The sequence below is a fragment of the Flavisolibacter tropicus genome, assembly GCF_001644645.1.
In the GTDB taxonomy this organism is placed as follows: Bacteria; Bacteroidota; Bacteroidia; order Chitinophagales; family Chitinophagaceae; genus Flavisolibacter; species Flavisolibacter tropicus.
In genome coordinates this window covers 352,302-371,689 of record NZ_CP011390.1, presented here as the reverse complement: position 1 = coordinate 371,689, position 19,388 = coordinate 352,302, and the positions used below count along the sequence as shown (strand labels likewise).

General features: G+C 38.9%; 20 protein-coding genes. 8 read left to right on the top strand and 12 right to left on the bottom strand.

Annotated features, from left to right (window positions below):
• The first annotated feature begins 9 nt into the window (after positions 1-9).
• The 3 genes from SY85_RS01500 (at position 10) to SY85_RS01490 (ending at position 3,411) form a co-directional block, all read left to right on the top strand.
• Positions 10-588, top strand: a complete 579-nt coding sequence (locus SY85_RS01500; RefSeq protein ID WP_066401458.1) for a D-sedoheptulose-7-phosphate isomerase — start codon at positions 10-12, stop codon at positions 586-588.
• 33 nt (positions 589-621) lie between these two features.
• Positions 622-1,863: an HAD-IIIA family hydrolase gene (locus tag SY85_RS01495; RefSeq protein ID WP_066401457.1), complete on the top strand. Its 1,242-nt coding sequence runs from the start codon at positions 622-624 to the stop codon at positions 1,861-1,863.
• Between the two features lie 552 nt (positions 1,864-2,415).
• The gene (locus tag SY85_RS01490) at positions 2,416-3,411 is read left to right on the top strand and encodes a hypothetical protein (protein WP_148661097.1); all 996 of its coding nucleotides are present in this window, start codon (positions 2,416-2,418) and stop codon (positions 3,409-3,411) included.
• A 70-nt stretch (positions 3,412-3,481) separates the two neighbouring features.
• Here the strand turns inward: SY85_RS01490 and lepA are convergent, their stop codons facing one another.
• A complete protein-coding gene (gene lepA / locus SY85_RS01485; RefSeq protein WP_066401455.1) occupies positions 3,482-5,272 on the bottom strand; it encodes a translation elongation factor 4 in 1,791 nt (596 codons plus the stop codon).
• A gap of 230 nt (positions 5,273-5,502) precedes the next feature.
• Between lepA and SY85_RS01480 the strand changes: the two genes are divergently transcribed.
• The gene (locus tag SY85_RS01480; protein ID WP_066401454.1) at positions 5,503-6,711 is read left to right on the top strand and encodes a lipopolysaccharide biosynthesis protein; all 1,209 of its coding nucleotides are present in this window, start codon (positions 5,503-5,505) and stop codon (positions 6,709-6,711) included.
• 311 nt (positions 6,712-7,022) lie between these two features.
• Here SY85_RS01480 and SY85_RS01475 read toward each other — a convergent pair whose 3' ends face one another.
• From SY85_RS01475 to SY85_RS01455, 5 genes are all read right to left on the bottom strand, one after another.
• Positions 7,023-7,451 carry a hypothetical protein gene (locus SY85_RS01475; protein ID WP_066401453.1) on the bottom strand — a complete coding sequence of 143 codons (429 nt, stop codon included), beginning with the start codon at positions 7,449-7,451 and terminating at the stop codon, positions 7,023-7,025.
• A gap of 14 nt (positions 7,452-7,465) precedes the next feature.
• Positions 7,466-8,236: a triose-phosphate isomerase gene (gene tpiA, locus SY85_RS01470; RefSeq protein WP_066401452.1), complete on the bottom strand. Its 771-nt coding sequence runs from the start codon at positions 8,234-8,236 to the stop codon at positions 7,466-7,468.
• Between the two features lie 24 nt (positions 8,237-8,260).
• Positions 8,261-9,439: a putative sugar nucleotidyl transferase gene (locus SY85_RS01465; RefSeq protein ID WP_066401451.1), complete on the bottom strand. Its 1,179-nt coding sequence runs from the start codon at positions 9,437-9,439 to the stop codon at positions 8,261-8,263.
• Positions 9,440-9,518: 79 nt separating this feature from the next.
• Positions 9,519-9,767, bottom strand: coding sequence for a type B 50S ribosomal protein L31 (locus SY85_RS01460; RefSeq protein WP_066401450.1), 249 nt, complete (start codon positions 9,765-9,767; stop codon positions 9,519-9,521).
• Positions 9,768-9,862: 95 nt separating this feature from the next.
• Complete coding sequence (locus tag SY85_RS01455; RefSeq protein WP_066401449.1) at positions 9,863-10,354, bottom strand: YajQ family cyclic di-GMP-binding protein; 492 nt, start codon at positions 10,352-10,354, stop codon at positions 9,863-9,865.
• A 176-nt stretch (positions 10,355-10,530) separates the two neighbouring features.
• Between SY85_RS01455 and SY85_RS01450 the strand changes: the two genes are divergently transcribed.
• On the top strand, positions 10,531-11,727 hold the full coding sequence (locus SY85_RS01450; protein ID WP_066401448.1) for a DUF3095 family protein: 1,197 nt from the start codon (positions 10,531-10,533) through the stop codon (positions 11,725-11,727).
• A gap of 151 nt (positions 11,728-11,878) precedes the next feature.
• Here the strand turns inward: SY85_RS01450 and SY85_RS01445 are convergent, their stop codons facing one another.
• The gene (locus SY85_RS01445) at positions 11,879-12,337 is read right to left on the bottom strand and encodes a DoxX family protein (RefSeq protein WP_066401447.1); all 459 of its coding nucleotides are present in this window, start codon (positions 12,335-12,337) and stop codon (positions 11,879-11,881) included.
• A 187-nt stretch (positions 12,338-12,524) separates the two neighbouring features.
• Between SY85_RS01445 and recF the strand changes: the two genes are divergently transcribed.
• On the top strand, positions 12,525-13,613 hold the full coding sequence (gene recF, locus SY85_RS01440; RefSeq protein WP_066401446.1) for a DNA replication/repair protein RecF: 1,089 nt from the start codon (positions 12,525-12,527) through the stop codon (positions 13,611-13,613).
• Positions 13,614-13,627: 14 nt separating this feature from the next.
• The gene (locus tag SY85_RS01435) at positions 13,628-13,909 is read left to right on the top strand and encodes a DciA family protein (protein ID WP_066401445.1); all 282 of its coding nucleotides are present in this window, start codon (positions 13,628-13,630) and stop codon (positions 13,907-13,909) included.
• Here SY85_RS01435 and SY85_RS01430 read toward each other — a convergent pair.
• The 4 genes from SY85_RS01430 to SY85_RS01415 all read right to left on the bottom strand — a co-directional run bounded on the left by SY85_RS01430 (position 13,903) and on the right by SY85_RS01415 (position 17,297).
• A complete protein-coding gene (locus tag SY85_RS01430) occupies positions 13,903-14,337 on the bottom strand; it encodes a CBS domain-containing protein (protein WP_066401444.1) in 435 nt (144 codons plus the stop codon). The genes SY85_RS01435 and SY85_RS01430 overlap by 7 nt on opposite strands.
• Before the next feature lie 192 nt (positions 14,338-14,529).
• Positions 14,530-15,576 (bottom strand): ABC transporter permease, encoded by a 1,047-nt coding sequence (locus SY85_RS01425; protein ID WP_066401443.1) that lies wholly within the window; start codon positions 15,574-15,576, stop codon positions 14,530-14,532.
• Positions 15,577-15,599: 23 nt separating this feature from the next.
• Positions 15,600-16,733: a BT_3928 family protein gene (locus SY85_RS01420; RefSeq protein ID WP_066401442.1), complete on the bottom strand. Its 1,134-nt coding sequence runs from the start codon at positions 16,731-16,733 to the stop codon at positions 15,600-15,602.
• A gap of 3 nt (positions 16,734-16,736) precedes the next feature.
• Complete coding sequence (locus tag SY85_RS01415) at positions 16,737-17,297, bottom strand: DUF1599 domain-containing protein (RefSeq protein WP_066401441.1); 561 nt, start codon at positions 17,295-17,297, stop codon at positions 16,737-16,739.
• A gap of 54 nt (positions 17,298-17,351) precedes the next feature.
• Here SY85_RS01415 and folP point away from each other — a divergent pair, with 54 nt between their 5' ends.
• Entirely contained in the window at positions 17,352-18,197 is an 846-nt protein-coding gene (gene folP, locus SY85_RS01410) for a dihydropteroate synthase (RefSeq protein WP_066401440.1), read from the top strand.
• Positions 18,198-18,446: 249 nt separating this feature from the next.
• On the opposite strand, the gene SY85_RS01405 is transcribed toward folP, so the two are convergent.
• Complete coding sequence (locus SY85_RS01405; protein ID WP_066401439.1) at positions 18,447-19,382, bottom strand: FKBP-type peptidyl-prolyl cis-trans isomerase; 936 nt, start codon at positions 19,380-19,382, stop codon at positions 18,447-18,449.
• Between the last annotated feature and the right edge of the window lie 6 nt (positions 19,383-19,388).

The window sequence follows — 19,388 nt, the reverse complement described above, 5'->3', positions numbered from 1 at the left end:
CATTTGATTATGAAGAAGATTCAAGACATTATAGCTGACTCTATTTCTGTTAAACAACAAATACTGGAAAATGAGCAGTTGATCAATACGACAGCTACTATTGCCGATATAATCACAGAAGCTTTAAAGAACGGCAACCGAATCTATTTCTGTGGCAATGGTGGCAGTGCCGCTGACGCACAACACTTGGCTGCGGAGTTTTCCGGCCGCTTTTATACCGACCGTAAAGCTTTGCCAGCAGAAGCACTACACTGCAACACCTCCTATTTAACAGCAGTGGCAAATGACTACAGTTACGATGTAGTATATGCGCGTTTAATCGATGGCCTTGCCAATAAAGGTGATGTGTTGGTTGGTCTTTCTACTTCAGGCAACTCAGCTAACATCGTAAAAGCGTTTGAAGTTGCCCGTGAGAAGGGCGTACATACCGTTGGGTTCACAGGATTGGGCGGAGGTGTCATGAATAGCCTCTCCGATTATTTGCTGAATATCCCATCTACAGATACCCCACGCATCCAGGAAAGCCATATTATGCTGGGCCATATTATCTGCCAACTGGTAGAAGAAAATTACTTTGCAGAAGTATAGTTAAACAGATTTGATTTAATAGCCAACCTGAAGATGATAGAAGCAATAGTTTTAGCCGGCGGCCTTGGTACTAGATTACGTGAAGCAGTACCTGATTTACCTAAATGCATGGCACCAGTAGCAGGAAAGCCATTCCTATCTCATGTTATTGATGCACTGCGTATGCAAGGCGTTGAGCGTTTCATCTTTTCGTTAGGTTATATGGCCGAGGTTATTGAAAAATACCTACAAGAGCATTATCCTACTTTATCTTATACTGTTGCATTAGAAGAAGAACCATTAGGTACCGGCGGCGCTATTCAATTGGCTATTCAACAAGCGCAAACAGAAAATATTCTCGTTGCCAATGGCGACACATTGTTCCGTATACAGGCAAAAGAGTTATTTGCCGTACATGAGAAGAATAAGGCTGAATGCACCTTAGCATTGAAGCCAATGCTAAACTTCGAACGCTATGGCGTTGTAGAAATAGAGAATTCGAATAAAATCATCTCTTTTAAAGAGAAACAATTTTATAAAGAAGGCTTGATCAATGGTGGTATTTATCTTGTAAACAAAACAGCATTATTAAGCCGAAACTTACCAACCAAATTTTCCTTCGAAAAGGACTACCTCGAAGAATTCTGCTCAGAGGGTAAATTCTATGCAGCCATTCAAGAAGGCTACTTTATTGATATCGGTATACCTGAAGATTACAACAAGGCCCAGTCTGATCTGAAATCCATTCCACTAGACTTAAAGAAAGTAGACAAATCATGGACTTTGTTCTTGGATCGTGATGGCGTTATAAATGATGAAATTGTTGGGAACTATGTTCTTAACTGGGATGGGTTTAAATTCAGTCCCGGCGTTTTAAAAGCCTTAAAAATTCTGAGTGAAAAGGTCGGAACTATAGTAGTCATAAGCAACCAACGAGGCATCGGTAAAGGTTTAATGTCAGAAGAAGACCTGGCAGATATTCACCAAAAACTACTGGCAGAGGTAAAAGCCACTGGTGGCCGCATCGACCATTTTTTCTATTGTACCGAAAAAGACAACACCTGCTTTAACCGCAAACCTAATCCCGGTATGGCCCTTCAGGCTGCCACCCAATTCCCTCAAATTGACCTCTTCAAAACCATTATGGTCGGTAACAAACCCAGCGACATGCGTTTTGGAAGAGCCGCAGGCATTTATAATGTCTTTATTACTTCTACTAACCCAAACGAACCTTTTCCTCACCCAGACATCGACTTACGCTTTAATAGCCTCTTAGACTTTGCTCTAGCTCTATAATTGCTTAGGTATTTTGTTATATATAAGAATAACGGGTAAATATTAAAGCCGGATATTATTATTAAAGAAATATATCAAACCTATCAATACGCTGCCCATCCCCCTACATCTGCCATCCCTAAATTCCCATCTGCCATACTTCCCGATCAGCTACGCCGCCTCTGTTCCTTCATGGTTACTCCGTATGGAAGCCTACTTAACTCCGTATCTCACCTGTACCTCGGCCGATCCCTCGGCCCCTACTACAGTCCTATCTCACCTGTACCTTAGTCCGTATGTCCTTAGCTGCTAACCATGAAGAAATAATTAAGAAACGAGTAATCAAAAAAGAAGAAATGACACCAATGAGAAGGCACTAAATATACTAAAAGCAGGCATCTTTACTGCCCAATCCGTAATCGTCAATCTAAAATCTGCAATCCAAAGCCTCCACCAGCTCCTCCCAATTTCAAATCCCAAATCTCAAATTTCAAATTCCCATACACAGTCAACCTTAAGATAATATTTAAACTTTTTTGCCGTTCTTAGCATATGCTAAATCATTGTTTAGTAGTGAGAAAAACCATCCTATTCTTATTGATTGCCGCTTTTATATCAGCTGGAGCTAGCGCTCAGAAAATCGCCCCCGCAGATATAAAGATTCTTCACAAGAAAGAAGATTCATTAAAACTTCTGGCTAAAAACCTTATCATCGACTCTCTTACCGCAGGCCGCATGCGTAATGATAGTCAATTTGTCCGCACCCTGGTTAGAACACTCCAAGTAAAGAACTCTTTCTATTACCCATTAGACTCTGTTATCGGAATATCCAAACTATATGCACCCGATAGTACTTTTCGAATCTTTACCTGGTCATTATCTTTTGATGATTATTACTCCCGCCAGCGTGGTGCTATCCAATATAGAACCCTGGATGGTTCCTTAAAATTAGTACCTCTCTCCGACTTTTCGGAGTTCACAGAGCGTCCTCTTGACTCTGTCCGCACGCGTACCAACTGGATTGGTGCAGTATACTACAACATCATCAAAACCCAATATAACGGTAAAAACTACTACACGTTGTTTGGCATTGACGACTATAGTGTTCGCAGTAATAAAAAATGGATTGATGTATTAACGTTTGATCAAAATAACCAACCAGTCTTTGGTGGCCCCTTATTTTCTTTTCAAAAAGATAGCGTTAAAAAGCCTAATCAATATCGATTTGCTATAGAATACAAAAAAGATGCTGGTGCGTTAGTCAATTATATTGATGAAGAAGGCATGATCCTAGTCGATCATTTGATTTCTGAGTCAGACGAACCCGATAAACCTTACACCTACATTCCCGATGGCGATTACGAAGGCTTTAAATGGGAAAAGGGCCAATGGGTTCATATTGATAAAGTCTTTAATTATAAAGTTGATATGAGTGGCGTAGATCCTCTTTTAGGCAATCCACCAGTCGGCGACCCACTTTTAGATTCAAAAGGCAACAGAAATGAGCAAAAACTCATGGACAAAAGCAATAAGTCCAAAGCCAAGAAAAAAGACGAATCATCTGACTAATACATAAGTTATCATAAAAGAAAAGGGATGTTTTAAACATCCCTTTTCTTTTATTCAAGTATTTCATTTCTTAATCATCCAGCTTCAATACAGCTAAGAATGCTTCTTGTGGTACTTCCACGTTACCTATCTGACGCATACGCTTCTTACCTTCTTTTTGCTTTTCCAACAGCTTACGCTTACGGCTAATATCACCACCATAACATTTAGCTGTTACGTCTTTACGCATAGCCGAGATATTTTCACGGGCCACAACCTTTGCTCCAATAGCAGCCTGAATAGCAATCTGGAACTGTTGGCGTGGCAATAACTCCTTCAGCTTTTCACAAAGCTTTCTACCAAAATCCTGTGCCCGGCTACGGTGTATCAAAGCACTTAAAGCATCCACCTTATCATTATTCAATAAGATATCCATCTTCACAATGTCTGCATCTCTATATCCTATAGGAGAATAGTCGAAAGAAGCATATCCTCTTGTCTGGCTCTTTAGTTTATCATAGAAGTCAAATACAATCTCCGTCAACGGCATTTCAAAGATCAGCTCTACCCTGGTTTGAGTCAGGTAGCTCTGGTTAATTAATATACCTCGTTTTCCTAAACACAAGGTCATGATATTGCCTATATAATCAGGCTTGGTAATAATCTGCGCCTTGATAAACGGCTCTTCAATGCGATCAGTCTTTACCGGATCAGGCATTTCTGCCGGGTTATTGACAATGATCTTCTCACCCCTGGTGGTGTAGGCTATAAAGCTTACGTTAGGAACGGTAGTAATTACCGTTTGGTTAAACTCTCTTTCCAAACGTTCCTGGATAATTTCCATATGCAGCAACCCAAGGAAACCGCATCGAAAACCAAAGCCAAGGGCTTGAGAGGTCTCTAACTCAAATGACAAAGAGGCATCATTCAACTGCAGCTTATCCATACAGTCGCGCAACTCCTCAAACTCATCCGTATTAACCGGGAAAATACCAGCAAATACCATGGGCTTTACTTCCTGGAAGCCCTTGATCATTTCTTGCGTTGGGTTGGTTGCGGATGTAATTGTATCACCAACTTTTACCTCTTTAGCATTCTTAATACCAGTGATAATATAGCCAACATCTCCGGCCCCTACTTCATTCTTAGGCTCTAAACCTAGTTTTAGAATCCCAATTTCATCAGCCTCATATTCCTGATCTGTAGACACGAACTTTACCTTTTCACCCTTTTTCAGCGTACCATTTAAAATCCGGTAGTAAACAATAATCCCACGGAAACTGTTAAATACACTATCAAAGATCAAAGCCTGCAATGGCTTTTCAGGGTCACCTTTTGGAGCTGGTATACGCTCTACAATCGCCTCTAAAATACCTTCAATACCAATCCCTGAACGACCACTGGCTAACAATATCTCCTCTGGCTTGCATCCTATCAGATCAATGATCTGATCTTTCACCTCCTCAATCATGGCACCATCCATATCAATTTTATTGATAACGGGGATGATTTCCAGATCATTTTCAATTGCTAGATAAAGATTGGAGATAGTTTGTGCTTGAATACCCTGAGTAGCATCTACCAATAACAAAGCACCTTCACAGGCAGCAAGTGCGCGGCTCACCTCGTAGCTAAAGTCCACGTGACCTGGTGTATCAATCAGGTTTAATGTATAATTTTCGCCTTTATGCTTATAATTGATCTGAATGGCATGGCTCTTAATAGTGATACCTTTTTCACGCTCCAGGTCCATGTCATCAAGTACTTGGTCCATCATTTCCCGTTCGCTGATGGTATTAGTCGTTTGTAACAAACGGTCAGCCAAGGTACTTTTACCGTGATCAATATGGGCAATAATGCAGAAGTTACGAATGTTCTTCATGTAAGGAATACTTCGGTTTACGAACGGGCAAAGGTAGCAAAAAGGGTTGAGCTTCTTTTACTTTGCGCATGATTAAAGCGTTAAATAAGCTTTATTTGCATAAAACCGTGCGCGGGTAATTGTGCTTTTGCCTTAAGTGCCATAAAATGGCCAACAGTCTTAAACTATACAAGCTTTTAAAACACCTAAAAAAATAGCTATTAAATCACTTAGAAGGTGAAACACTATTTATGCATCTAAAAAATATATTCTTAAAGGGAGTAGTGTGGAGATTAGCTTTCTACATTTCTTCTTTTTTGTTGAATATTTATCTGGCCAATATTTTAGGTGCTTCTCAAAGTGGCCCATTCTTTTACCTTATTAACAATCTTGCTTTTGTCATTCAGTTTCTGACTATGGGATTGGATATTTCATTAAGCTACTTTAACGCTAAAAAAGAGTTTAAAGTAAGCACGTTGCTTAATCTTACCCTACATTGGTCATTGATAACCACCCTTCTGTTTTCAATACTGTTTTATTTCAGCTATTCATTTGATATAATCCATTATAATTACAACACACTTCTTTTAATTCTTTTTGTCTTTAGCTCAATTCTAACAGGACTAATAACCGCCCTTTTTGTATCGTCTAACCAACTTGTTATTCCTTGCCTAATTCCATTCATTTGCAATATTTCACTCCTTTGCTACTTATACACACTCAATGGCAGTGGTGAAACGCATATTTTACATTTATACCTAAGCGCCTATTTTATAGCCTCAATCCTTACCTGCACTATTTTAACTATAACGCTATTATCTAAAACGAAAACAGTAATTAAACTTTGGCCTATTCGATTAAAGAAAGAGATTATGACCTATAGCTTAAATATCTTTCTTTTTAATCTAGGCGTTAATCTATTGCTACGCGGCGATATTTGGCTAGTACGATATTTGACCAACAATAAAGACTTAGGGAATTATATCCAAACTGGCAAAATAGTACAACTTATCTTACTACTACCTAATCTTGCCTCCTTTACGCTACTTCCTCTTCTAACTCAACAAAGTGCAAGCAATACACTTTTAAAGGAAAATGTAACCAAACTTAGTCGCTTATACTTTCTGGTAAGTCTTACAATTTGCTGTTTTCTTTGCCTAACAGGATATTGGCTATTTCCATTTGTGTTTGGAGCAACATTCGATAAAATGTATCTAAGCTTTATTTACTTAATGCCTGGCGTTTTACTTTTTTCAGCCTCTTATCCTATTGATACTTTCTTCTCAAGCATTAATAAAAACAACGAGAACATTAAAGCAGCATTATACGCTCTGCTAGTGATGGTAATTGTAGATCTTGTTCTCATCCCACACTATTCAATTTATGGAGCAGCAATTGGAAGTTCAGCATCATTCACGCTCTTCTATTTTTATCTTTTGAGTCGCTTCAAAAACAGCTAATTACAATAGTATTGTAAAAGAGGTGGCCCTTTATTACTGGTATGTCGGTGAATCTATTTAAGGATATAAATTATCAATCACTCCATTAGCGAAATATAAAACTACAAATGACCTTTAATTAAATAAGCCTGATTTATTGGACTATTGAAATACACATTTTTAACGACCTTTCTATGTATTATTTCATTATTAAACTTAGAATTTTCACCCATTCGACTGACCATAAGACAAGGCCCAATTTCAATTGTATATTTAATTGTTTTCTCTTTTAAGTAGAAATCAAGGGATGAATGTCCAAGAAGCAATAATTTTTAGAAGTCTTTAGATCTAATAGGTCCCATTAGTTGGTTATTATACCGAAGCTGGATAAACTCCTTCCTGTTAACATAGTACACGTATAAAAAATAAATGATAGGCAAAAAACTTACAACTTTTAGCAAAAGAATTCCAGATGTCAATCCAGCCAGGTATAGTAATATAAGCAACAGCCCTCCCGCAGCTAACAGGTTATCATCCAAAGCGCAACCCACATTAAAATAACACACTTTCCTTTGATTGTACTTTACCTCAAAGCAAGGACTATGATGAAAACCATTTGTTACTACTATGCGAGAGCTGCTGTTTAAACTGCCAATCTCTATTGAACTGTCTTTTTCTAATTGGTAAATCTTACTCCCGTCTATAATAACCCGCACCTTAAACAAGTTCAATAACAAACTACTTTTACGGGTAATCACCATTTTATATGTTGGCGTCAGTTTGATGACTTGAGAGCTTTAATTATCTGCACAAAATCTTGTGCCAACAACGAAGCCCCGCCTACCAGTCCGCCATCCACGTCTGGACAGGCAAAAAGTTCTGCTGCATTATTTGCTTTTACGCTACCGCCATAAAGAATGGAAATATTTCCAGCTACTGCTTCTCCATATTTACCAGCTAAAACCTGGCGTATATGTGCATGCATTTCCTGTGCTTGCTCGGTCGATGCCGTTTTTCCAGTACCAATTGCCCAAATAGGCTCGTAGGCAATGACCACTTTCTGTACTTGGTCTGGGGTTAAATGAAACAGGGATTCCTCCAATTGCTGTTGCACAAAAGCATTCTGGGCACTTTCTTCTCTAACCTGTAATGCCTCGCCGCAACAAAAGATCGGAGTAATGTTATTTTCCAGGCAGATATTTACTTTTTCAGCCAATACCTTATTACTCTCCATAAAGTATTCCCGCCGTTCGCTGTGACCAATAACACAATAGCCAATACCCATGGACTGTAGCATTTCAACAGAAACTTCTCCGGTATAGGCGCCACTCTTTTTATTAGAGCAATTCTGAGCGGCTATATCAAAATTAGTTTGTCCTTTTACTGCAGCCTTAGCCATGGCTAAATAGGGAAAGGGAACTGCAAATAAAGCCTGCTGATTAGACGACAGCTGAATACCAGCGCCAATAATTTCTTTTAGAAGTGCTTCACCTTGATCATATGTCAAATTCATTTTCCAGTTGGCGGCAGCTATCTGTTTACGCATGGAGAGTATATTTAATTAAATGGATTAATAGTGGTCAAAAATATGCTTTAGAATAACAGACTCCGCAGTTGTCAATGTCTGTTGCTTTAATTTTTTCCAGTTTTCAATATGTTCAAGCGCCCTATCCAGTTCATAGCGCTTAATGCCTTCGCTTCCCCAGGAAAATGACGGAATATACTTTGGAGTTAGACCGTTACCAAAAACATTGCAGCTCACCCCTATCACTGTTCCGGAATTAATGGAAGTATTGATAGCTGTACGGGTATAATCCCCCATAAGAACACCGCATTTTAAACCCACCGGCACTGGACCGTTTGGTGTATATACCGCAATGGTAGAGGCATTGTTCTTTACATTAGAACAAGACGTACCAGCGCCCATATTGCACCACTCCCCAATAACCGCATCGCCTAAATAGCCGTCATGAGCTTTATTTGAATAGCCAAAAAACACACTATTCTTTATCTCTCCGCCTGCACTGCAATAAGGTCCAATAGTAGTAGCACCATATATTTTTGATCCCATCTTTATTATGGCACCTTCGCCTATAGCCAAAGGACCACGCAGCATAGCTCCTTCCATTACCGTTGCGCCTTTTCCAATATAGATAGGCCCATCAGTGGCATTCAAAAAACAATGCTCTACAATAGCTCCTTTTTCAATGTAGATTTCTTCAGCGTTGATCAGCTTGTTTGTATCAGATGGCGCTTGAAGCTTTCTATTCTTTTTCAGCCATTCAACATCTTGCTGGATAGCCCACGCATTTAATCCAAAAATATCCCAAGGGTATTTAACCTCTTTATATTCAGCCGTTAGCTTTACGGCTTTTTCAACCCGAATTCTTTCTTTATGAACAATTTGCTCCCGGCAAATACAATAAACAAGACCCGCTTGGCCGGGTACAGATATAAATTCCCCCGGCTTAAGCTTCTTTACTTGTTTGGCTAATTTGGGCGTAGGGATAATATTTCCATGAATCAAATAAAGAATATCATCATTTATGGCATCATCAATAATCAGGGCTCTTTCCTGGTCCTTATAGTCATCTTCCTGTTTATCAAAGGAGGGCAAACCAAGTAGCTGCTCCCATTTTTCACGGATGGTCAAAACACCTATTCGTATATCTTGAATCTGTCGGGTAAGGGTAAAAGGGAATAAATTTTCCGGACTGCAGAACTCTTCCGTGAAGACAATCTTGTTCATATCCAACCAATTCCGGTAAAAATAAAAAATCCCGCTGAAGGCGGGATAAGTATAATGAACAGAACAAAGCGAACTGTAATTATTTCTTTGCGTATTTCTTCTTGAACTTGTCGATACGACCAGCTGTATCTACCATTATATTCTTACCAGTGAAGAAAGGATGTGAGGTATTAGAAATCTCCAATTTGATCAACGGATATTCATTACCATCTTCCCATTTCACGGTTTCTTTAGTGGCAGCCGTAGAGCGGCTCAAAAAGCTATGGCCGTTACTCATATCTTTAAACACTACGTAACGGTAATTTTGAGGATGAAGACCTTTTTTCATGATAATTCTATTTATTAGAGGCAGCTATTTGTGTTTACAAAGGCGCAAAGGTAATTCAAATTATCATTTCACCCAAATGCTTACTCTGTTAATTTTTAGCTCCGCATATTTACATATTGGAAAGGAATACCTAGGTTACTGTTCTTACAAAGTTGTATAACTTCCTGTAAATCATCTATTTTCTTCCCTGTAACACGCACTAAATCATCCATTATCTGCACCTGTACCTTTAAACCTGAGTCTTTTATGAGCTTCACTACCTTTTTGGCATCTTCCTGTTTTAGTCCATTGCGCACGGGCACATCCTTTTTAACCACTTTTCCGCTTTGATGGGGCTCCTTTGAGAAATCAAAAGCCTCAGGAGCTATACCCTGCTTCATAGAACGGCTTAGCAGCACATCGGTCAATTGCTTCATTTGCATTTCGCTATCCGTTTCAACTTTAATCAGATATTCTTTTTTATCCAGATCAATAACGACATGAGAGCCTTTAAAATCAAAGCGATTTTCAATTTCTTTCTTTGTTACGTTTACCGCATTGTCAAGGACTTGCAGTTCTACTTTACTTACAATGTCAAAAGAAGGCATAGTACGATTTTGATGTTAAGAATGCAGATTTACGATTTTTTTGCTTTTTCTGGTAGTTTACTATTCAATCCCTTGTAAAAGGGAACCATTTTTATCAGAAAACACTTTCCTAATAAGATGAATGCATTAGACTTTCCTTAAATTTAAGGAGCGGAAACCTTCATAAATCAGGAGTTATGAATGATATAAACTTCTATAAAGATCTCCCGCCCTTACAACTGCCTATAACCGACATTTTATACGATCACAACTTCTCTCAGATTCCACCTAGCTGGCACATAATCATTGCAGATATAAAGAACTCAACAGCTGCCATAAATAATGGACGCCACAATGATGTGAACCTGGTAGCTGCCGGCAGCTTGATTGCAGCCCTCAATATTTGCAAGAAGCGGAATATAGAGGTCCCTTTCTTTTTTGGAGGTGACGGAGGTTCACTACTTGTACCGCAACCCATTTTAATGGAAGTGCTTGCTGGATTAGCTCTGCATAACCAAAATAGCCAGAAATACTTTGGATTAGAAATGCATATTGGCTTCATGTCAATCCAAGAAGTACTAAATGCAGGATATCATATAAAAATCACTAAACTTAAAGTAGATAACTTTCTAAATAAGGCACTTATTATTGGTAATGGAATGCAATACGCTGAAAAGCAAATAAAGTATGCAGCTAATATTAGCTCATCATTAAATGAAGATCGCCCAAGTCAATTAAATCTAACAGGTCTGGAATGCCGCTGGGATCGCGTAAAACCACCTGTCGCAGAACATGAAGTTGTTTGCTATTTGATTGATTCACCACAACTAGTAAACCAGTTAAGTATCTTCCGCAATGCATTATCTCAAATTGATAATGTTTTTGGCGATATCAATCATAGGCATCCATTATCTATTGAACGGCTAAAACTTTTATTAAGCTTCTCCAGACTGAAGAAAGAAATGTTGGCCAAATACGGTAAATGGAAAATCACTTATTTCTTAAATTCTTTTCTCAAAAATCTCTTTGGATGGTTTGTATTTAAATTTCACATTAAATCCCCAAAGTTTGACGCACAGCGTTATATTGAACAAATTATCTCCCACTCCGACTCACTTCTAATAGATGGACGTATTAACACAATAATTTCAGGCACCCCACAACAACACTCCCAATTCTTAAACTATCTAACAGAACAAGAAAATGCTGGCCAGCTACTATTTGGTCATTATAGCAATAGAGAAAGTGTAATTACCTGCTATATTGAAAATTACAAAGACAAACATATTCACTTTTTAGATGGAGCAGATGGAGGATATACTGAAGCTGCAAAAGAATTAAAAAGGAAAATTGCACAGCGACAATCTCAATACATCAGTATAAGAGCTAATTAATACACTACCGAAATCGTTATAGAGCGAGTAAGTACAAATAACACCTTGTAACCCTTGGTTTTTAAAAGAAGTGTATTCAAGTAATTAACAATACTTCATTAGATAGCTCCGTTTTAAAGAACCATCACTTACAATTTATAATTGGTGAACTTTACACTGTACCTTGACTTTCAGCCTTCTTTTCATCAAAGTAGTGCTCTGCAGACCAAGGTCCATTACCTACAACTAGAAAGAATATCAACAGTAATAAAACTAAAACAGAAAGTATCAGCTCTGAAAATGGCCGAAACATTTCACCCTTTGAATTAATAAAAATAATTGCTCCTAACAACACAGGAATTTGTGCGATGCAAGCGACACGTGTAAAAATACCGAACGCCAAAAACAGCCCACCTACAATATGCGCAAAGATGACATAGTGAGCCATAAATATCAGCACTAGTGACCCAAATGGAACTTGATTTTCCATCATACTCATCATAGAACCTAAATTGTTGTAAAACTCAATGCCTTTAATAAAGAGGAAAATACCTAATGCTATACGTATAATGTCCAGCCATTTGGGGTGATGGCGATCTCCCCAAAGCTCCATGCGTTGAAGGATGTTCATATAGCTAAGTTTAAAGGTGATGAAAAGATCTTACTTAAAGTTACAGAGAATCCTTTGGAATTCAGATAGTAAGCGGCTTTCAAAGTCAATTATGACAACTACTGTTACTTAAACATCATTTTGTAGAGTCTTTATTGCTGATGACGTTATAAAAAGTAGTAAAATTGAGCCCTGAACCCTTTAAATATTGCGGTTAACCATTCACTCCATATCACTTTTTCAATTCAAGAACTACTTCCACGAGGAATTCCAGTTTTCAGAACGTATTATAGGTATTTGGGGAAAGAACGGCAAGGGAAAGACCAACCTCTTGGATGCTATTCACTACCTCTGCTTTACCAAAAGTTACTTTACCCGTTTGGATAGCTTGATTACTCAACATGGCCATCAGGGCTTCCGCTTAGAAGGACACTTTACAGTGCGTGGACATGAAGAGAAAGCAGTGTGCGTACTTCGGGAAAATGGACGCAAAGAGTTTTCAGTAAACGATGAATTTTATACGCGCTTCTCAAAGCACATAGGCCGCTACCCCTGTGTAGTAATAGCTCCCGATGATATTCAACTGATATTAGGAGGAAGCGAAGAACGGCGTAAATTCATTGATACATTGCTTTCGCAATTAGATGCGGCTTACCTGCAAAGTTTGATAAACTACACAAAGATCTTGCAGCAACGCAACTCATTTTTAAAGGCCTACCAGGAAGGGTTTGGTAGCAGGGATCTTTCCATCTTGGATGTATTGGATGAACAGTTGTCTGTTGAAGGTGATGCTATCTATAAAAAACGGAGTACTTTTTTACTGAAGTTTCTCCCAGATGTTAAACAGCTTTACAACGACATCGCACAACATTACGAGCCAATCAATCTTATCTATGAAAGCGAACTGCATGAGCACTCAATGGCTACTTTGCTTCAATTCAACCGACAACGCGATTTAGTAATACAACGTACTTCAAGTGGTATACACCGCGACGATCTGGTCTTTAATATGGGACAGCAACCTTTCAAAAGTGTGGCGTCTCAAGGGCAGCGCAAAAGCTTGCTCTTTGCATTAAAGCTGGCAGAAATGGAAGTATTGAAAGCAGAAAAGCACCTCTCGCCTTTTCTGTTACTGGACGATGTTTTTGAGAAGTTGGATGAAGAACGTATCAGCAACCTCTTACAACGGGTAGCCGCAGATGAAGATGCACAGATCTTTATTACCGATACCAATGGAGAACGGCTCAAGAAACAATTGGAAAAACTATCCACACCCTACCAATTGATAGAGCTTTAGTGTAGTTTTGAGCCATGGCACAGTACTCTTTGGGAGCAGCAATTCAGGAGTTTTTAAAAAGCAGCCGTATTCGCGGCGATATTCAAGCATTACAAATAGAACAAGTATGGGCCCAGCTAATGGGTAAAACCATTGCCAAATACACAGAGCGCATCCATATCATCAATGGCACTTTGTTTATTACTACTAATGTAGCCCCCTTAAAACAAGAATTACTTTACCAGAAAGAAACAATAAAGCTTCGCGTAAACGAAGCTTTAGGAAAAAAAGAAATTAAAGAAGTAGTTATTCAATAGTCCCAGGGATATTGCTCTTCTTGCTCTTCAAATGTAGCCTTACGCTTATTCAATGCTTGCTTCATCAAATCATGTGAAGAAACAACTCCCATGAAGTCAAATCGATCATATACAGCTATAAAACGTGTATTATGACGCTCCATTAACTGCATACATTGTTCTAATGAATCATTGAATGTAGCTACAGGTAAATAGGTGGTCATGAATTCTTTAACGGTTGCCGTATCTAGATCCCTGGATCTGTAGATTATTTTTTCTGTGATACCATGTTCCGTCAGAAGTCCTACAAAACGTTCATCATCCAAAACGATAAGATGATCCACATTCTCACAGTGCATTTGATGTAATGCATCATGAATGGAGCGATTGGGACCAATGGTATTAAACTGGGGGTACTTGGCTCGTAATACATCGGCTACTCTTTCCATAAAATTCTGATTTAAGGTTTTGAATAGGCGGGTACTGGATGGGTTCAACTAAAGATACACCATTTTAGATTGGAGACAAGACTTAAACTGTTTGTTTTCTATATGATTTTTATCAACTTATATATTAAAGCCAATATTGCAGAGAGACCTTTTACCGTATGTGGAAAAATCAAACAGCAAGGAAAAAAGGTTCTAAATTCTTACCCTGGGGTCTACTATCCCATATAATATATCGGCAAGGATGTTTACCAGGATAAAAAAGGTAGCAGAGATCAGAACAGACCCCATCACCACAGGAAAGTCCAGCTTTTCCAAGGCGTCTACCGTAACTTTCCCTATACCTTTCCACCCAAAGATGTATTCAATAAAGAAGGCCCCTGCCAGTAGTTCAGCAAACCAACCAGTTACAGCAGTAATCACAGGGTTTAGTGCATTACGAAGGGCATGTTTCCAGATTACCACACGCCTGCTCAAGCCCTTAGCATAAGCTGTCCGGATGAAATCCTGATCCAACACATCCAACATAGCACTACGGGTAAGCTGCGTAATTATAGCCAGCGGACGGATACCTAATGTAATGGCAGGTAGAATAAGGTTTTGTAAGGTTAAACGCTTCTCGCCTGTTGTCAGGTCCATATCAAACCAACTACCGGTAATGTGCAGCCCCGTCCATTCACTCCAAACAAATCCAAACAGGTAAGCTATAATAATCCCCATAAAAAAAGATGGAGCAGAAATGCCAACTATACTGGTAAACACGGCGGAGGTATCTAACCAGGTATTTTGCTTTACGGCAGCTACTACACCTAAGGGTATACCAATCAGTACAGCAATAAGCATAGCGGCTAAAGCTAATAATAACGTACCTGGCAGTGCCTCTAGCAGAACATCACTAACCGCCTTTTTGGTTTGGTAAGACTTACGTAGATAGGGTAATTTTAATCCAACCTTTCTCTCACCGCCAATAAAAAAGCCTTTCAGCTCTTTGCTTTTGATTTCTTCAGCTGTATGAAAACCTAGAGGTGAGACATCATTGAGATATAGTAAGAATTGCTTGTATTTAGGCTGGTCAAGGTAGAGCTCTTTTCGAATATTTTCTTGCGTAGCCTTACTTCCTGTTTGCCCCATCACCAAACGCGACGGATCTCCAAAACCTTGAAAAAGAACAAAAACCAGTACTGTAACACCTACCAGCACTAGTAAACCATAAAGCAGTTTTTTAAGGATAAAGCTTAGCACGTTGGAAAATTACGCTATTGAGTTTATAAAATGGCAATTAGCTGATCTATCTGCCGAAAACTTCTTTTATCGATCACTGTACCCTTTTGCAGCAAATAGGCTGTAGGGTTAGTACGGGCTGCAGTACGAACGGCCGTATTATCACAACTAAAGACAGAGATATTACTTAACCCGTTTTCCTGCAGTACTTTAACGGCTGACTGCGGGTCAGGAGTTACAATATATATAGGAATATTCTTCTTTTGTGTTATAGCCTGAAGTTCTTTTAATTCACTGATCCACGATTCAGATCTTATGTGCTCCCCTATTACCAATATATTCTTATCCTGGTTTAAAATAGCGGCCGTAGAGTCAGTACCACTAATACCATTGAGTGTAAACCCTTTAATGGGTGGTTCTGCATTGCCTTTGCGTATCAGTTTTTGAATTCGATCAACGAACTTATAATTTCCTAAATCAGCGGGCAATTCCTCTGGAGCAAACTCAAAACGTTTTCCATCCTTTTCATAAATGAACTTCATGGCAAAGCTGTCTTGTATAGCGTTGGCCGGAATCTTCATTTGCTCCGCTATATTGTTGTTCTTCTTGAAAGGCAAACAATCGGTCAAAGGCAAATAATTCAATACATACCACTGCAGCCCAATAGTTATAAATAAGCTAGTCGCTAACGCAATATTTATATTTCGCTTACTGGTAATTGGGGTAATAAAACGTTGCCCGGCCAGCAATAGTACAATCATGGCGAGCAAAGCCACATCTTTAATAAAGGATGTTAATGGAGATATAGGCAAACAATCACCAAAACAGCCACAGTTTTTAAACTTGCCAGACCAAAACGCATAGGCCGTAAGGAAAGTAAAGAAAACAATAAGAACGAATAGAGTATTTAAGACCAGCTTCTTTTGCCAACCTATTAATAGTGCTACGCCGGTCATAATCTCCAGAGCAATCATAAATACCGACAAAGCCAACGAATGTTCATGTAAATAAGTAAATAGAGAGGCCAACAGGGAATTCGCACCCAAAGAGGTATTCCAGACTTCAAAGAACTCCTGCATTTTATAGCTAAGTCCTAATGGATCATTAGCTTTTATCAATCCGGAAAGGATAAATAAAATACCAACCAAAAAGCGAATAACCGTTATGGCTGTTCTCATATATTAATGTTTGCCTTCGTTTATTAATATTAACGCAAAAGCTGCATAGTTGATAATATCGTGATAGTTGGCATCAATACCTTCACTAATCAATGTTTTGCCCTTGTTGGCCAGTATTTGACGTATGCGCTGCAACTTCATTAAAATAAGGTCGGCAAAGCTTTCCTGGCTCATACTACGCCAGGCCTCGCCATAATCATGATTTTTATTTAGCATCAATGCTTTTGCCGTAGCTATATTAGTAGCATATAATTCAACGGTTTTATCTACATCCAGCTCCTCTGGATCTTGTTCTGTCAATTCCAGCTGTATAAGCCCAATAACTGCATAATTAAGAATACCAATGAATTCAGAGGTAATATCGTCTCCTATGCGTTGCGTACCTTTTTCCTGGATAGTACGGATACGCTGCGCCTTGATGTAGATCTGGTCAACTATAGAAATGGTGCGTAATACCCGCCATGCTGTACCATAATCCTTCGTTTTTTTAGAGAATATATCTTGACATTGCTGAATCACTTCATCGTACTGCTGTATAGTATTTTTCACTGCTACTGTTTGCATTCGTAATCAATTAAGTTTGGCTACATTAGCTCCAAAAGTAATAAAGTAGATTAAATGTTATCAATCAATTGCAAGGGCCGGCTGTTAAACTTTGAAACACCAGTAGTGATGGGCATTATCAATACTACGCCTGATTCATTTTATTCTAATAGCCGCAAAAATCATTTGGATGCAATTTTGGAAACCGCAGGCCAAATGTTGCAAGATGGTGCCACTATATTAGATATAGGAGGCCAAAGTACACGCCCAGGCAGCGAGCGGGTAGCCGCAACAGAAGAATTAAATAGAGTGCTTCCTGCCATTGAAGCCATACACGCTTCTTTTCCAGATGCCGTTCTTTCTATTGACACTTTTTATGCTTCTGTAGCCGAGGCCGCTATTAGAGCCGGCGCTCATATTATTAATGATGTAAGTGCAGGCACAATTGATAACAATTTATTACCTACTGTGGCTCGTCTGCAAGTACCTTATGTGCTAATGCATATGCAGGGCGACCCTCAAACCATGCAAGCGAATCCTACGTATAATAATGTAGTGCTGGATGTGTTTGATGCACTGAACAGGCAATTAAAGGAACTTATTAGAATGGGGATTAACGATATCATTGTAGATCCCGGCTTTGGCTTTGGAAAAACCATCGCACACAATTTTCAGCTACTACATGAGCTTTCCTATTTTCAAAACCTTCAAAAGCCTTTGCTGGTTGGCCTTTCCCGAAAAGGAACCATCTATAAAACATTAAAAATTACGGCCGAAGAAGCACTCAATGGTACTATTGTATTAAATACCATTAGCTTGTTGAATGGAGCCCATATTCTGCGCGTACATGATGTAAAAGAAGCCATGCAGGCCATAAAGCTGGTTACTACCTACCAAAAAGAAAAAGGAGTTGCTATTTAAGCCACTCCTTTTACACGCTTCATCTTACACACAATTATATGCTATTTGGATTGTGATAGATATAATACTGTGTTTAAAAAAGGGTATGAACTTAATTGATAAATAGAATGGTACGGCGGGATAGATTTACGAGGGAACGAAGATTTGGCTTTAGGACTATTGGAATAAAAACGAGACCGGTTCGTAAATACGAACTAAAAAAGCCCCTTAAATAGGGGCTTTAAAGTTACTGAATATGTTACACTCTAACTATTGACGCGGTTGAGGCGCATCAATATTTTGAGGCTGCTGAGGCATAGTCGGCTGTGCTGGCGCTTTGTCTAAAATATCAACCACTTCTACATCAAAAATCAGGTTCTCAAATGGCTTAATGTCTGGAGATGGTGGCTGAGGACCATAAGCCAACATAGAAGGAATAAACATTTTAGCTTTTCCACCTTTCCCTAATAAACGCACACCTTCATCAAAACCTTTAATCATTTGTCCAACACCTATAGTGAAGCCCATAGGTTCTGTATGTCCAAATGTCGGTACCATATTTGAATCAAACACTTTACCTGCAAAGGTTTGACCTTTATACATAACCGTTACATATTTACCAGAATCTGCCTGCGGTGCATTACCCGCATTCAATACCTGAACATAAGCTCCAGAGTTGGTTCTTTGCGTATTGTTTATATTGTTTTTAGACAGATAGTTCTTTACATCTACTTCTTCCTTCTTCACATAGGCCAAACGCTCGTTCTCTTCGTCTTTACGAGATTCTTCAGCTGTATTGAAAACCTTGATTATTTTAAGTTTTGTAGTGATCTTGTCGCCATTTTTGAACTTTGTTTGCTGCAAAATCATTGGATTCTTCTTAATGAAAGTATCCATCATTTGCTCAGCATACACACTATCACCTTCTTTCAGTGTAAGAAATACTTCAGAAATATCATATGGTTGCGTACCCGCTTGTACAGGGAAATAAACTGGCAGGCTATTATAAGAAGTGAAAAGCACACTGTCTTTGATCTTTTGTTCAATGTGCATCTTTACAAACTTACCTGGAGCTATTTGGGTACCAGTCTTACTTGCATATAGCTTGTAAGGCATGCCACCTTTGGTTTTTTTGAAATTCTGACTGTCACAGCTTGCGGCAATTACGCACACACTTGCTGCCCAAAAAAGATTAGAAAGTTTCATTCGGTT

Bases quoted from the DNA above. Each gene is read 5' to 3' on its own strand.
- folP (WP_066401440.1), top strand. From the start codon at position 17,352: ATGTTATCAATCAATTGCAAGGGCCGGCTGTTAAACTTTGAAACACCA.
- SY85_RS01420 (WP_066401442.1), bottom strand. From the start codon at position 16,733: ATGAGAACAGCCATAACGGTTATTCGCTTTTTGGTTGGTATTTTATTT.
- lepA (WP_066401455.1), bottom strand. From the start codon at position 5,272: ATGAAGAACATTCGTAACTTCTGCATTATTGCCCATATTGATCACGGT.
- SY85_RS01435 (WP_066401445.1), top strand. From the start codon at position 13,628: ATGGCACAGTACTCTTTGGGAGCAGCAATTCAGGAGTTTTTAAAAAGC.
- SY85_RS01475 (WP_066401453.1), bottom strand. From the start codon at position 7,451: ATGGTGATTACCCGTAAAAGTAGTTTGTTATTGAACTTGTTTAAGGTG.
- SY85_RS01415 (WP_066401441.1), bottom strand. From the start codon at position 17,297: ATGCAAACAGTAGCAGTGAAAAATACTATACAGCAGTACGATGAAGTG.
- SY85_RS01495 (WP_066401457.1), top strand. From the start codon at position 622: ATGATAGAAGCAATAGTTTTAGCCGGCGGCCTTGGTACTAGATTACGT.
- tpiA (WP_066401452.1), bottom strand. From the start codon at position 8,236: ATGCGTAAACAGATAGCTGCCGCCAACTGGAAAATGAATTTGACATAT.
- SY85_RS01450 (WP_066401448.1), top strand. From the start codon at position 10,531: ATGAATGATATAAACTTCTATAAAGATCTCCCGCCCTTACAACTGCCT.
- SY85_RS01500 (WP_066401458.1), top strand. From the start codon at position 10: ATGAAGAAGATTCAAGACATTATAGCTGACTCTATTTCTGTTAAACAA.
- SY85_RS01445 (WP_066401447.1), bottom strand. From the start codon at position 12,337: ATGAACATCCTTCAACGCATGGAGCTTTGGGGAGATCGCCATCACCCC.
- SY85_RS01455 (WP_066401449.1), bottom strand. From the start codon at position 10,354: ATGCCTTCTTTTGACATTGTAAGTAAAGTAGAACTGCAAGTCCTTGAC.
- SY85_RS01460 (WP_066401450.1), bottom strand. From the start codon at position 9,767: ATGAAAAAAGGTCTTCATCCTCAAAATTACCGTTACGTAGTGTTTAAA.
- SY85_RS01405 (WP_066401439.1), bottom strand. From the start codon at position 19,382: ATGAAACTTTCTAATCTTTTTTGGGCAGCAAGTGTGTGCGTAATTGCC.
- SY85_RS01430 (WP_066401444.1), bottom strand. From the start codon at position 14,337: ATGGAAAGAGTAGCCGATGTATTACGAGCCAAGTACCCCCAGTTTAAT.
- SY85_RS01465 (WP_066401451.1), bottom strand. From the start codon at position 9,439: ATGAACAAGATTGTCTTCACGGAAGAGTTCTGCAGTCCGGAAAATTTA.
- SY85_RS01480 (WP_066401454.1), top strand. From the start codon at position 5,503: ATGCATCTAAAAAATATATTCTTAAAGGGAGTAGTGTGGAGATTAGCT.